The sequence below is a fragment of the Brevundimonas sp. GW821-FHT10E09 genome, assembly GCF_058809375.1.
Map to the genome: position 1 here is coordinate 82,705 of NZ_JBXASO010000004.1, position 13,289 is coordinate 95,993.

Sequence of the window (13,289 nt, forward strand, 5' to 3'; positions counted from 1 at the left end):
GGCCATGATCCAGCTTGGGAATCGCCTGCTGACCCGTCGCCGCGCCCTGCTCGCGGGCGGCGCGGCCGTGGTCGGGGGGGCGGCGCTGGGCCTGCGCGCCTGCGACCGCTCAGAGGCGCCGGTGGATGAACAGGGCCGGGTGCGGCTGCGTTTCGCCACCGACTGGCGGGCTCAGGCCGAACAGGGCGGCTTCTATCAGGCCCTGGCGACCGGCGCCTATGAGAAGCGCGGCCTGAACGTCCAGATCGTTCAGGGCGGGCCGGGCGTGAACGTGCCGCAATTGCTGGCCTCGGGCGCGGTCGAACTGGGCATGGGGTCCAACAGCTTCATCCCGATGAACCTGGTCGCGGCAGGGGCGCCCGTTAAGGCCGTCGCCGCCTTCTTCCAGAAGGACCCCCAGGTCCTGATCGCCCACCCGGACCCCGCGCTGGAGACCATCGCCGATCTGAAGGGCCGGCCCTTCCTGCTGGCCGACGCCTCGATCAACGCCTTCTGGGTCTGGCTGAAGGCCAAATACGGCTTCACTGACGACCAGGTGCGCAAATACACCTTCAACCTGGCGCCCTTCCTGGCCGACGAGCGGGCGGTGCAGCAGGGCTATCTGACCAGCGAACCCTACACCATCGAACAGGAGGCCGGGTTCGAGCCCAAGGTCTTCCTGCTGGCCGACGAAGGCTATCCCTCCTACGCCGCCATGGTCCTGGCGCCCAACGCCTTTGCGCGGGACAACGCCACGGCCCTGCGCAGCTTCATCGCCGCCTCGGCCGAGGGTTGGCGCGACTATCTGCGGGGCGATGCGGCGCCGGGCGACGCCCTGATCCGCAAGGACAATCCGGAAATGACCCAGGCCATCCTGGACCAGGCCCGGCAGAAGCTGCGCGACAACGCCATCGTCGACGGGGGCGACGCCGCCCTGTACGGCCTGGGCGCCATGACGGCCGACCGCTGGCAGGCCTTCTTCGAGGTGGTCAGCCAGGCGGGGGTGTTCGACCCCGGCCTGAACTGGCGCGAGGCCTTCACCGACAACTATCTGCCGGGCCGTGGCTGATCCCATCGCCGCGCTGCGGGGGGTCGTCGTCAACTGGCCCGGCCGCGCGCCGCTGGGCCCCATCGACCTGAGCGTGGCGCGGGGCGAGATCGTCGCCCTGGTCGGGGCCTCGGGTGCCGGCAAGTCCACGACATTGCGCCTGCTGGCGGGGCTTCAGACGCCCAGCCGGGGCGAGGTGATCCGCGCCCTGGGGGTCGGCCGCACCGGCTTCGTCTTCCAGAGCCCGACCCTGATGCCCTGGGCCGAGGCCCTGACCAATGTGGCCCTGCCGCTGGAGCTGGCGGGCGTGGCCCGGCCCCAGGCCCGTTCGCGCGCGGCCCAGGCCCTGGGCGCGGTCGGCCTGGGCGACCGGCTGGACGCGCGGCCGTCGCAGCTGTCGGGCGGCATGGCGATGCGCGTCGCCCTGGCCCGCGCCCTGATCACCGCCCCGGACCTGCTGTTGCTGGACGAACCCTTCGCCGCCCTGGACAGCGTCACCCGCCGCCGCCTGATCGAGGATCTGCACACCCTTTGGGGCGCCGCCGAGCCCCGGCCCGCCATGGTCTTCGTCACCCATGATGTCGAGGAGGCCGTCTATCTGGCCCAGCGGGTCGTGGTGCTGGACGCCGCCACCGGGCGGCCCGTCGCGGACCTGCCGACGCCCGGCCCCCTGCCCCGCCCCGCCCGCTGGCGCGCCGATCCCGCCTATCGCCAGACGGTCGAGGCGGTCGCCGACGCCCTGGAAGCCGCCATGGCTCCCAAAGCCGAGACGACGGCATGAGACGCCTGACTGATCTGGCCCCGCCGCTGGTCCTGGCCGTCCTGCTGCTGGCGGGGTGGGAGGCGGCCTGTCGCCTGCTGGACCTGCCCGTCTATTTCCTGCCGCCGCCCAGCGCGGTGGCCGTGGCCCTGGTCGAGGCGGGGCCGCGTCTGGCCGCCTCGGCCTGGATCACCTTCGGCATGGCGGTTCAGGCCCTGGTCCTGGCCGGGCTGGTCGGCGGGGGGCTGGCCCTGGCGGTGTCGCTGCACCCGGCGGCCGAGCGGGCCGTGCGGCCCCTGGCCGTGGCGCTTCAGGTCACGCCGGTCGTGGCCGTGGCCCCCCTGGTGCTGATCTGGGCCGGGCTGGACCACGCCGACCGGGCCGTGGTGGCCCTGGCGGCCGTCGTCGCCTTCTTCCCGCTGTTCTCGGGAATTCTGACCGGGCTGAAGTCGGCCGATCCCGACCTCGAGCGGCTGTTCGACCTGTATGGCGCCACGCCCCTGCAAAGACTGTGGCGGCTGCGCCTGCCCTCGGCGCTGCCGTTCGCGCTGGAGGGTCTCCGGGTCGCGGCGGGTCTGGCGGTCATCGGCGCCGTGGTGGCCGAATTCGTCTCGGGCTCGGGCGCGACCCAGGGTCTGGCCTGGCGGCTGCTGGAGGCGGGCAACCGCCTGCGCACGGCCGAAATGCTGGCCGGCGTCCTGTGCCTGACCCTGCTGGGCCTGGTGCTGAACGCCGTTGTCGGGGTGATCGGACGATTCCTGTTGCGCCGTTAGCGACGGGTTAAGCGATATCCGCCTAGGCTGGGGGTTGTCTTTTTGTTCGTGCGAGACCCGCCCCTTGCGACACGCCCTGATCCTGTCGACCGCCCTGATCGCCGCCTGCGCGGCGTCGGGCGCCGCCATGGCTCAATCTTCGGCGAGCGGCGCAGGCGGCCTGCGCTACCTGTCCTGGCCGGGCAAGCCGCCGGTGGCGCAGGGCGCTGCGCCGACGCTGCGTCGCATCCCGCAGCCGACCCCGGTCGGCGCCGCCGTCGATACGCCCGTCAGCTTCATCCCGCTGGCCCGTCTGCCGGCCCCGGCGCCGGCGTCGAAGCCCACGCCGCATCGTGGCCTGACGCCGGCCAGCGACTGGATCGCGCCCGTGCCGACGACGCCGACGATGGCGACGACGCCCCAGCCCTATGTCGCCGCGCCCGCCCCCGTCGAGGCCGCGCCGCCCCCTGTTCACGCCGAAACCGTCGTCGCAGCCCAGGACCCGGCGCCCGCACAGTCGCCGGTCCAGGCCCAGCCACACACCCAGACTCAGGCCCAGGCCGAAGCCGCGCCTGAGCCCGCCTTCGATCCGATGGCCCCGCGACGCGACGCGCCGATCTTCCGCCTCCAGCGCCAGACGACCGCCCAGACCGCGCCCGAAACTGCGGCCCAGGCCCAGGGCGGGACCAAGGGTGAGACCGGGGCTGAGACCGCCTCCGCCGCGCCGCCCGCCATGCTCCAGGCGGCCCTCGCCCCGGTCCAGGGCGCGCGCTTCTATTCGGTCCATCGTCAGGCCGGCCATCAGCCGGACCGGATCAACCCGGTCCAGCCCATCTATCTCGACGCCCTGCCGGTGGAGATGACCCAGACCCCGTCGTCCGCCGACCTGGCGCAACCCGACGGTCCGCCCGCCCTGCAGCGCAACAGCGACGGCTCGGTCCGGGCCATGCCCCAGACCACGGGGGACGACCTGCCATGACCGAACCCTCCGCCGAAGAACGGGCCATCATCATGGGCTCGCGCCTGCCCGATCTGATCGCCCTGGCCAACGAGGCCTCCAGCGAGAAGCGCCGGCTGCTGCTGCGCGAACTGACCGACCACTTCCTGGGCGGCGTCGAGCACAGCGTGGCCGAGACCGAGCTTTACGGCTCCGTCCTCGAAACCCTGTCGGAGGAGATGGAGACGGCCGTCCGCGCGGAACTGGCCGCCCGTTTCGCCGAGGCGCCCAACGCCCCGGCCAGCCTGATCCGGCGCCTGGCCGAGGATCAGATCGACGTCGCCGGGCCGGTCCTGCGCGCCTCGACCGTCCTGACCGACGCAGACCTGATCGACGTGGTCAGCCGCCAGGGCCAGGACCACATGCGCGCCGTCTCCGGCCGTACCGAGGTGTCCGAGGCCGTGTCCGAGATCATCGTCGAACGCGGCGATGACCACACCCTGGGCGTCCTGCTGCGCAACGACGGCGCCCAGCTGTCGCGCGCCGCGTCGGAAACTGCGGTCGAACGCGCCAAGAACAACCCCGAGCTTCACGCCCCGGCGGTCGAGCGCAAGAGCCTGCCCGCCGACCTGCTGAACGACATGTATTTCGTCGTCGAGGCCCGGCTGCGTCACCAGATCCTGGAACAGAACGCCCAGATGGATCCGGACCTGCTGGAAGCCGCCCTGGCCGCCGGTCGCGCCCGTGTCGCCACCGACGACGGCGCCCTGCCGGCCGACTACGCCGAAAGCCTGGCCTATGTCGACGAGCTGCACGCCGCCAACCAGCTGACCCCGCAGGTGCTGATCCGCTTCCTGCGCTCCAAGGGCCGCACGGCCTTCCTGGTCGCCCTGTCGCGTCTTTCGGATGTGGATTTCCACACCGCCCGCAACATCGTGGACCGGCGCGACCTGGACGCCCTGTCGATCATCTGCAAGGCCGCCGACATCGACCGGGCGATCTTCCTGACCTACGCCGTGTCGCTTCTGGGCGGGGATTCCAATCCGATGGGCCGGGCCGCCGCCTATGGCCGGATGTACGGCGAACTGACCCGCGACGCCGCCCAGCGCACCCTGCGCTTCTGGCGCATGCGCCGCGTCGCCCAGGCGGCCTGAAACGCACGATTTCTCCCTCCCCCTGCGGGGGAGGGGGGCGTCGCGCCAGCGACGGGGTGGGGGCGGCCAGGCAAAAGCGCGCGCGCCCTATGCAGGCCCCACCCGTCCCATTCTGAATCGATCTGTCTCGCGTCGCCCGGCCCGGCCCACCCGGCTTCGCTGCGCTACGCCCCCCTCCCCCGCAGGGGGAGGGAGATCAAACAAAAGCGCCCGCCTCCTTGCGGAAGCGGGCGCTTTCCACCGGTAAGGACCGGGCTTACTTCTTGGCGCGGGCGACGCGGGCGGGTTTACGGCCGCCCTGGCCCAGGCCCATCTGCTTGGCCAGTTCCGAACGGGCCTTGGCGTAGTTCGGGGCGACCATGGGATAGTCTTTCGGCAGACCCCATTTGGCGCGGTAATCTTCGGGGCTCATGTCGTACTTGGTGCGCAGGTGGCGCTTCAGCGACTTGAACTTGCGACCGTCTTCCAGACAGATCAGGAAGTCGGCGTTGATCGACTTGCGGATCGGCACGGCCGGTTCCTTGGGTTCCGGCGGAACCTCGACGGGACCGTTGGAGACGCCCGACAGAGCGGCGTGAATATTGGCGATCAGCGCCGGCAGGGCTTCCGCCGTCACCGTGTTGTTGCCGACATAGGCCGACACGATGTCAGCGGTCATTTCCAGCAGTTCGGGCTTCTCGTCCATTCGCGGCGTCTCTTTCATAATCTATTTGCTTCGACTGAAACGCCAGCCGAACCTACCCTTCCGGCTCTTAGGGTTGTTTGAATGCAAAAGCAATCCGGCCGTTATGCGAACGACAAGGCTCTATATAACCACACTTGTGGTCATGCTGACCTAGCGTTTCAAGTCTTCGGTCAGGACCATCATGGCTGCACGTTCCGGCGCCGAATATTCATCGATCACCTCATCCTCGCCCTCACGAATCGCACGCAGGAGACTGGGGGTCAGGGCCGATGACAGAGACCAGTTCCAGTAACGCAATACGGTCTGCGCCCGATCCACGGCCAACATTTCATAGGTGATCTGCACACGTTCAAGGTCAGGATGCAGGCCGCCGTCGGCCGTCGTCTCCGGCCGACGCATCGAGCGCCACAGATTCAGCAGGTCCGCACGCGACAGGCCCGTCGCCTTGCACAGGATCGCCAGGGGTTCGCCGCCCGGATCCCCCAGGATCTTGGCGCCGGTCAAGGGTTTGACGCCCGCCAGGAAGGCGATCTCCGACGCCGTCTCGCGCGACAGGCCGTCTTGCGCCGCCACCGACAGGGCGTGTTCCAGCCCGTCAAAGGGGCTCTTGTCGATGGCCGCGCGGTTGCGCTGGCGTCGCTCGATGAACTGCAGGGCCTTGCGCGCGACGGGGTCCGACCAGCCCTCGGCCGCGGCCATGGCGAAGACGTCCTCGGACACCTCCTGCATCACCTCGCGCGACACGGCGAACCGCTGCAGGATGGTGCGCCGGTCGTCCGGGCCGCACCACCAGAACATCACATAGGCCCCGGCCGGTCTCAGCTCAGGCCGTTTCAGCAGCAGGCCGGACAGTTTCGGATGCGTCCGACTCAGGCCGACCACGGCCTCGACCCCGACCTGGGACAGGCGGGCGGTGGGGTTGCGCAGCACCGCCTCCATCACCTCCATCTCGCCGAAGCCGAACAGGGTTTCGGTGACGATCTCGGACAGACCGCGACGCTCGGCCATGATCAGCCGGTGCTCGGGCCCCGCGTCGCGCGCGCACCCGACCAGATCCGCGTCGCTCAGGGACGCGCACTGTTCGATCAGCAGACGGGCGACCTCGGGCTCGTCGCGCAGCAGCAGGCGCGCGACGCTGCTGGGCAGTTCGGCCAGGGGCGCCAGCCGCGCCGCCACGCGCCGACGCTCCTCTGTCGATCCCAGCCGCAGCATCTCGACCAGCAGGTCGCCGGTCACGGCCCGTTCGAAAGCGTTGATCCGGCTGGCCGGCAGGGAGACGACGTCGGCCAGCCGCTTCAGCAACGCATGGCGCGCCTTCAGCGACGGCGGAGCCGCCTCTTCGTCATTCAGGGCCGACGCCTGGGTCATGGCGCCAAGACTAGGGTCTCAGAGTTAACCCGACGTATCAGCGACGCTCGGCTTTACAGGCCTTCGAACAGCGCCGTCGACAGGTAGCGTTCGGCGAAGGACGGGATGATGACCACGATGGTCTTGCCCGCATTCTCGTCGCGTGCGGCCAGGCGGAAGGCCGCCGTCAGGGCCGCGCCCGAGCTGATGCCGACCGGGATTCCCTCGACGCGGGCCGCCTTGCGGGCCATGTCGAAACTCTCGTCGTTCGACACCTGTTCGATCCCGTCCACGACCGAGGCGTCGTAGATGGCGGGGGTGAAGCCCGCGCCTATGCCCTGGATCTTGTGCGGGCCGGGCGCGCCACCCGACAGGACCGGCGAAGCCTCGGGCTCGACCGCGATCATCCGGATCGAGGCCTTGCGGGCCTTCAGCGCCTGACCGACGCCCGAGATGGTGCCGCCGGTGCCGACCCCGGCCACCACCATGTCCACGGCGCCGTCGGTGTCGTTCCAGATCTCCTCGGCCGTGGTCGCGCGGTGGATGGCGGGATTGGCCAGGTTCTCGAACTGCGACGGGATCACCGCATTGGGGGTGGCCTCCAGCAGCTCCTGGGCGCGGGCGATGGCGCCCTTCATCCCCTTCTCGGCCGGGGTCAGCTCCAGCTGGGCGCCCAGCAGGGCCAGCATCTTGCGCCGTTCGATCGACATGCTCTCGGGCATGCACAGGATCAGTTTCAGACCCTTGGCGGCGGCGACGAAGGCCAGGGCGATGCCGGTGTTGCCGCTGGTCGGTTCGATCAGCACCGTGTCGGCCTTGATCCTGCCCGCGTCTTCCAGCGCCTCGACCATGGCGACCCCGATCCGGTCCTTGACCGAGGCGATGGGGTTGAAGAACTCCAGCTTGGCCAGCACGGTGGCCTTGGCCCCGTATTCGGCCGACAGGCGCGGCAGCCGCACCAGGGGGGTGTCGCCGATGGTGTCGATGATCGAGTCATAGACCTTGCCCCGCCCCTTCTTCAGATGGCGGGACGCGTCGTAGCTGAAGTCGGACATGGGGGCTCCGGTAAGGTCGGGTCGTTCAGGGTGCGTAACAGACAGGCGGGGAGATCGATCCGCAAGGGGGCGACGACGATGATTTCTGTCCGCCAGGATCAGATCCGGCGCCGCCGACATCCTGGATCTTCGCAAACATCCGCTGCACTGGGCGCCTCCAGCAACCGACGCAACTCACTCCTGGACCTTCACCGATCCGCAGTCGTCTCACTCGGAGCGGCGCGCCTTTCACGCAAACGTTAAGAGCATTGGAGATTATTGTGGGTTGCATCGCATTCGGGTCAGCTGTCCTCTCCAGGTGGGAGATAGGCTCCCCTGGAGGTTTACGATGAAGCTGAAATCGACCGTCCGTCTCGTCGCCTTGGGAGCCGTTCTCGGGGCTTCCGCATTCGCCGCCGCCGCGACGGCGAAAGCGCCGGGAATCATGTATTTCCGGACCTTCTACAGTGATGCCACCCTGACCACTCAGGTGGGCTTCTACAGGGACCGGTGTTCGAACGGGAATGTCGTCGCCTCGCCTGTGAATGGCACGACTTCGCCCTTTTACACCTTGGAAGCCATCGGGTCCTGCCCCGGCGGATACTGGTAACCATCATAGAGCTCGAACGCCGCCGACCCCCGATTCGGCGGCGTTCGTTCGTTGGGTTTTGCCATGACAGCGGGGCTCCAGGGCGGATCAGTCGGCCCTCCAGAAGCGCCTCAATCCCGGGATCGGTTCTTCCGCCGGCCTCTGTAAGGCCGGCGAAGGAGACGCCTAGAAGGACTCCCACCCGTCCGCGTCGGGCTCCGACGCCGGCGCCAGGGCCGCGCCGCCGCGGCCGACGGTCTTCAGGGCGGCCACGGTGCGGGCGGGAGAGGCGGCGGGCCGGGCCGGAGCCGGAGCGGGGGCTGAGGCGGCGGGGCGCGCGCCGACACGGAAACGGGACACGGCGGCAGCCAGACCGTCGGCCTCCTGGGACAGGGAGTGGCTGGCGGCGGTGGACTGTTCGACCATGGCCGCATTCTGCTGCGTCATCTGGTCCATCTGATTGACCGCCGTATTGACCTGCTGCAGCCCTGTCGCCTGTTCGGCGGCGGACGAGGAGATCTCCGTCACCAGGCCTTCGATCTGGGCGACATGGGCCACGATCCGGTCCAGCGCCTGACCGGTCTCAGTCACCAGTTTCACGCCCGACCCGACCTGCACGGTCGATTGGGTGATCAAACCCTTGATCTCCTTGGCCGCCTCGGCCGAACGTTCGGCCAGGGCCCGCACTTCCGACGCCACCACGGCGAAGCCCCGGCCGCTTTCGCCCGCCCGCGCCGCCTCGACCCCGGCGTTCAGGGCCAGCAGATTGGTCTGGAAGGCGATCTCGTCGATGACGCCGATGATCTGGTTGATCTGGGCCGACGAGCGTTCGATCTCTCCCATGGCGGCGACGGCGTCGCGCACCACCGCGCCGCTCTTGTCGGCGTCGTCGCGCGCCGCCTGGACCGCGCCGGCGGCCTGGATCGCCCCTGCAGCGGTGGCTTTGACGGTCGCTGTGACCTCGTCCAGGGCGGCGGCGGTCTCTTCCAGACTGGCCGCCTGTTGTTCGGTGCGGCGCGACAGGTCGTCGGCGGCCTTGGCGATCTCGGCGGCGCCGGCGTTGATCGCGCCCGTATTGGCGGCGATGGTGCCGATGGCCTCCTGCAACCCCTCGACGGCGGCGTTGAAATTAGTCCGCAGCTGTTCGTAGGCGGGCGGGAAGGCGTCGGTGATGCGCACCGTCAGATCGGCCTGGGCCAGGGAGTCCAGCCCGCGGGTCAGTCCGGTGACGACGATCGCCTGCTCACGGGCGGCGGCCTCGCGCGACTGGTCGCCGACCGCGCGGTCCTCTTCCTCCTTCGCCCGGCGCCGGCCGGCCTCGGCCGCCTCGGCCTCGGCGCGGGCGACGATCAGGGCCTGGATGTCGACGACGGCGCGGGCGATGTCCCCGATCTCGTCCTTGCGGCGGGCCTCGCCCAGCTTCACCTCGGTCTGGCCCTGGGCCATGGCGCGCAGGCCCCCGGTCAGGCGGCGGATCGGCGCCACCAGGCCGCGCGACCCCGCCAGGATCAGGCTGATGCTGATCAGCAGGCTGGCGAGCACGGCGGCCATCATCACCATCTGTCCCGTCCTGGCCTCAGCCTCGGCGGCGGCGCGGTTCTTCTCGGCCGCGGCTTCGATCCTGTCGGCCGCCGCGCTCATGGCGGTCTCCAGGGCCGTGAACTGGGTCAGGAAGTCGGTCATGCCGCCCTGGGCCGCGACCGGATCGTTGGCGGCGAGTTCGACCATCCGGGCCGCCGCCGCGATATAGGCCTGAAGCGGCGCCTCGACCGCCTTCAGGGCCGCCTGGATCTCCGGGTCCGTCGCCAGGGCGTTGTTTTCCGCAATGGCCTGTTCGAAGATTTCGCGGTGCTCGGCCAGATCGGCCGTCACTGCATCGATATCGACGCCGTTGGCGGGATCCTTGGCCAGCATGGCCCCGAACACGTCGGAGCGCAGGGCGTCATGCATCATGTCGGCCTGCATGTGGTTGCGCAGCACGCTCGACGACACCGAAGCCCGCTCCAGCGCCCCGGCCAGCTTGGCGTTCATCACCAGACCGACGCCCGCCGTACCCACGGACAGCAGCAGGACGATGATCCCCGTGGCCGTGACCTTCTTGCCTATCGTCCAGATCATGACCGCTCCCGCCAACCTGACATTCCTTCGAACGGCGGTATACGAATTCTGGTTAATGCAAGATTTTCGGCCGCCTACGTCGTTTCCTCATGGCTGCTTAAGGACGATTTTCATTCCGCCGGGATTACGCCGCTCTCTGAACAGAACGGACGTATGGCCATGCAGAACGCTAAGCCCTCGGTTTTCAAACCCCTCGTCGCGGCGGTCGCCGCTGCCTGCGCAGCAATGGGCGCCGCAATGGGCGCCGCCCCGGCCCACGCCCAAGACCAGGCCCAGGACCAGGCCCGCGCGGCGGACCCGGACTGGACCCTGTCGGCGGAATATACGGCCGATGTTTCGGGCGTGGTGTCAGGCGGCGCGCAACGGGCGGGCCGGTATCTGGACAATCTGAGCGTCGAACTGGACGGCGACCTGGAACAGGCCTGGGGCTGGCGCGGGGCGCGGCTGCACATGTCGGGCCTGTATAACGGCGGGGGCGAGCCCAACGCCCTGGCCGGAACCCTGCAGGGCGTCGACAATATCGAGGTGGCGGCCCAGGGCGCCCGCCTGTTCGAGGCCTGGATCGAACAGGATCTGGGCGGATCGGCCACGCTTCTGGCCGGCCTGTACGACCTCAACAGCGAATTCTACGCCACCGAGGCCTCAGGCCTGCTGATCTCGCCGCCGTTCGGCATCGGCTCCGAACTGGCCTCGACCGGCCCCAACGGCCCGGCCATCTTCCCCTCCTCGTCCCTGGCGGCGCGGCTACGGGTCGGCGACCCGGACAGGACCTATGTCCAGGCCGCCGTCGTCAACGCCGACGCCCGCACCTTCGGCGATCACGGCGGGGTGGACACGGACCTGGACCACGGCGTCCTGGCCATCGCCGAGGTCGGCAGCCACGCCCCCTTCCGCTACGCCTTCGGCGTCTGGCGCTACAACCAGCGTCAGGACGACATCCGCGACCTGACCCCCGACGGCGACCCCGCCCACAGCATCGCCCAGGGCGCCTACGCCCTGGCCGAGGGTCAGATCTGGGGCGCCGCCGCCCCCGACGGCCCCCAGGTCGACGCCTTCGCCCGCCTGGGCCTGTCCGACGGCGACACCACCGACTTCCAGGGCGGCTGGCAGGCCGGCGTTCTGGTGCGCCAGGTCTTCGCCACCCGCCCGGACAGCCAACTGTCCTTCGGCCTCCACCAGGGCTGGCTGTCCTCCAAGGCCCGCGCCAACCTGACCGACACGCCCGCCGACCCCGCCCGCTACGAAGAGGGTCTGGAGCTGACCTACGCCGACCGCATCGGCCGTTTCACGATCCAGCCCGACATCCAGCTGATCCGCGATCCCGGCGGCCTGAAGGACGTCGATGACGTGGTGGTGGTGTCGCTGCGCGTGATCACGCCGCTGTTCTGAGCCTCTAGCGTTCCAGCGCCACGCGGGCGGGATCGAAGCCGACGACTTCGCGGATCACGATCATGCTCTTGAAGCCGCGCACACCCTTTTCGGGGATCAGTTCGCGGATGCCGAAGGCTTCGTAATCCTGCATCGAGCGCACGGCGACGGTCAGCAGATAGTCGGTTTCGCCCGTCACGTCCCAGGCGCCCTGGACCTCGGGACTGGCCCTCATGGCGTGCTGGAAGGCCTCCATCACCTTGCGGTCCTGGGTGTTCATCTCGACCTGGACATGGAGGACGATGCGCGGCTCGACGCGAGCGGGATCAATCACGGCGACGTCGGCGACGATGACGCCCTCGGCCCGCAGCCGACGCAACCGGCGCAGCACGGCGGATTCCGACAGGCCCACCGCCTCGGCCGTCACCCGCGCCGGCTCAAGATTGTTGCGCCGGACGCGCGCCAGCAGCCTATGGTCGAAATCGTCAAGGGTGACGAAATTCGTCATTTCATGGCCTTTCATGACGAAATCCGGCGCATGAAAGCCGAAAATCGCCGGGAAGCGCAAGCTGAATTGCAATAGCTTCAGGCCATGACCTCCGTGGCCCTGAAACAGCACCTGACCTCGCCGCTGGCGATGCGCCTGATCCCCTATCTGGCGCTGTTCGCGGGCATGGTGACGCTGGCGGGCGGCACCTCCTTCGCCAAGACCCTGTTCCCGCTCATCGGGGCGCAGGGGACATCGGCCTATCGCGTCGGGATTTCAGCGGTTCTGCTGGTGGCGGTGTTCCGCCCCTGGCGATTCCGGCTGAGCCGCGCGGACCTGGGGGCCATCGCGCTGTACGGCGTCGTGCTGGGGGCGATGAACCTCAGCTTCTACATGTCGCTGCGGACCATTCCGCTGGGCCTGGCCATCGCCATCGAGTTCATGGGGCCGCTGAGCCTGGCCCTGATCCATTCGAGAAAGCCGATCCATTTCGTCTGCGTCGGCTTTGCGGTCCTGGGCCTGGGCCTGCTGCTGCCGCTGAAGGCCGGAACGGGTGCGCTGGATCCGGTCGGTATGGCCCTGGCCGCCTTCGCCGGCCTGTGCTGGGCCCTCTACATCGTGTTCGGCAAGCGGCTGTCGCATATCCATGCGGGCCAGTCCGTGGCCCTGGGCATGAGCGTTGCGGCCATGGTCGTCGTGCCTTTCGGCGTGGCCCATGCCGGCGCGGCCCTGCTGAACCCGGCCATCATCCTGGCCGGCGTGGCGGTGGCGATCTTCTCCAGCGCCCTGCCCTATTCGCTGGAGATGGTGGCCCTGCGCGGTATCCCCAAACGCACCTTCGGCGTGGTGCTCAGCGCCGAGCCGGCGGTCGGCGCCCTGGCGGGTCTTATCGTGCTGCACGAACACCTGACCGGCCAGCAGTGGCTCGCCATCGCGGCCATCGTCGTCGCCTCGGTCGGGGCCATCGCGACGACGCGGGAGACGCCGGTCGCCGCAGAACCGGTTTAACCGCCTTCACCCCCCGTTAACCA

Annotated in this window: 13 protein-coding genes; 8 read left to right on the forward strand and 5 right to left on the reverse strand. The window is 69.4% G+C overall.

Annotated elements, in window-relative coordinates:
• Window positions 1–4 precede the first annotated feature (4 nt).
• From AC1RSI_RS05035 to AC1RSI_RS05055, 5 genes are all read left to right on the forward strand, one after another.
• The gene (locus tag AC1RSI_RS05035; protein WP_035310096.1) at window positions 5–1,048 is read left to right on the forward strand and encodes an ABC transporter substrate-binding protein; all 1,044 of its coding nucleotides are present in this window, start codon (window positions 5–7) and stop codon (window positions 1,046–1,048) included.
• Complete coding sequence (locus AC1RSI_RS05040; protein WP_291751745.1) at window positions 1,041–1,808, forward strand: ABC transporter ATP-binding protein; 768 nt, start codon at window positions 1,041–1,043, stop codon at window positions 1,806–1,808. The genes AC1RSI_RS05035 and AC1RSI_RS05040 overlap by 8 nt, the downstream gene beginning before the upstream one ends.
• On the forward strand, window positions 1,805–2,560 hold the full coding sequence (locus AC1RSI_RS05045) for an ABC transporter permease (protein ID WP_154727107.1): 756 nt from the start codon (window positions 1,805–1,807) through the stop codon (window positions 2,558–2,560). Before AC1RSI_RS05040 ends, AC1RSI_RS05045 begins: the two co-directional genes overlap by 4 nt.
• A 64-nt stretch (window positions 2,561–2,624) precedes the next feature.
• On the forward strand, window positions 2,625–3,518 hold the full coding sequence (locus AC1RSI_RS05050; RefSeq protein WP_447941597.1) for a hypothetical protein: 894 nt from the start codon (window positions 2,625–2,627) through the stop codon (window positions 3,516–3,518).
• Window positions 3,515–4,630, forward strand: a complete 1,116-nt coding sequence (locus AC1RSI_RS05055) for a DUF2336 domain-containing protein (RefSeq protein WP_035311340.1) — start codon at window positions 3,515–3,517, stop codon at window positions 4,628–4,630. Before AC1RSI_RS05050 ends, AC1RSI_RS05055 begins: the two co-directional genes overlap by 4 nt.
• A gap of 256 nt (window positions 4,631–4,886) precedes the next feature.
• Here AC1RSI_RS05055 and AC1RSI_RS05060 read toward each other — a convergent pair whose 3' ends face one another.
• From AC1RSI_RS05060 to cysK, 3 genes are all read right to left on the reverse strand, one after another.
• Window positions 4,887–5,315, reverse strand: coding sequence for a Ros/MucR family transcriptional regulator (locus AC1RSI_RS05060; protein WP_008260928.1), 429 nt, complete (start codon window positions 5,313–5,315; stop codon window positions 4,887–4,889).
• A 150-nt stretch (window positions 5,316–5,465) separates the two neighbouring features.
• Window positions 5,466–6,683, reverse strand: coding sequence for a DUF2336 domain-containing protein (locus AC1RSI_RS05065; protein ID WP_035311058.1), 1,218 nt, complete (start codon window positions 6,681–6,683; stop codon window positions 5,466–5,468).
• Window positions 6,684–6,736: 53 nt separating this feature from the next.
• Window positions 6,737–7,717, reverse strand: a complete 981-nt coding sequence (gene cysK / locus AC1RSI_RS05070; RefSeq protein ID WP_035311056.1) for a cysteine synthase A — start codon at window positions 7,715–7,717, stop codon at window positions 6,737–6,739.
• Between the two features lie 328 nt (window positions 7,718–8,045).
• On the opposite strand from cysK, the gene AC1RSI_RS05075 reads away from it, so the two are divergent.
• Entirely contained in the window at window positions 8,046–8,306 is a 261-nt protein-coding gene (locus AC1RSI_RS05075) for a hypothetical protein (protein WP_008261155.1), read from the forward strand.
• 165 nt (window positions 8,307–8,471) lie between these two features.
• Here AC1RSI_RS05075 and AC1RSI_RS05080 read toward each other — a convergent pair whose 3' ends face one another.
• Complete coding sequence (locus AC1RSI_RS05080) at window positions 8,472–10,403, reverse strand: HAMP domain-containing methyl-accepting chemotaxis protein (protein WP_008262143.1); 1,932 nt, start codon at window positions 10,401–10,403, stop codon at window positions 8,472–8,474.
• Between the two features lie 159 nt (window positions 10,404–10,562).
• Here AC1RSI_RS05080 and AC1RSI_RS05085 point away from each other — a divergent pair, with 159 nt between their 5' ends.
• Window positions 10,563–11,792 carry a carbohydrate porin gene (locus AC1RSI_RS05085; protein WP_447941600.1) on the forward strand — a complete coding sequence of 410 codons (1,230 nt, stop codon included), beginning with the start codon at window positions 10,563–10,565 and terminating at the stop codon, window positions 11,790–11,792.
• Between the two features lie 4 nt (window positions 11,793–11,796).
• On the opposite strand, the gene AC1RSI_RS05090 is transcribed toward AC1RSI_RS05085, so the two are convergent.
• On the reverse strand, window positions 11,797–12,294 hold the full coding sequence (locus tag AC1RSI_RS05090; RefSeq protein WP_050771691.1) for an Lrp/AsnC family transcriptional regulator: 498 nt from the start codon (window positions 12,292–12,294) through the stop codon (window positions 11,797–11,799).
• Between the two features lie 69 nt (window positions 12,295–12,363).
• Between AC1RSI_RS05090 and AC1RSI_RS05095 the strand changes: the two genes are divergently transcribed.
• A complete protein-coding gene (locus tag AC1RSI_RS05095; RefSeq protein ID WP_008259140.1) occupies window positions 12,364–13,266 on the forward strand; it encodes an EamA family transporter in 903 nt (300 codons plus the stop codon).
• Window positions 13,267–13,289 lie beyond the last annotated feature (23 nt).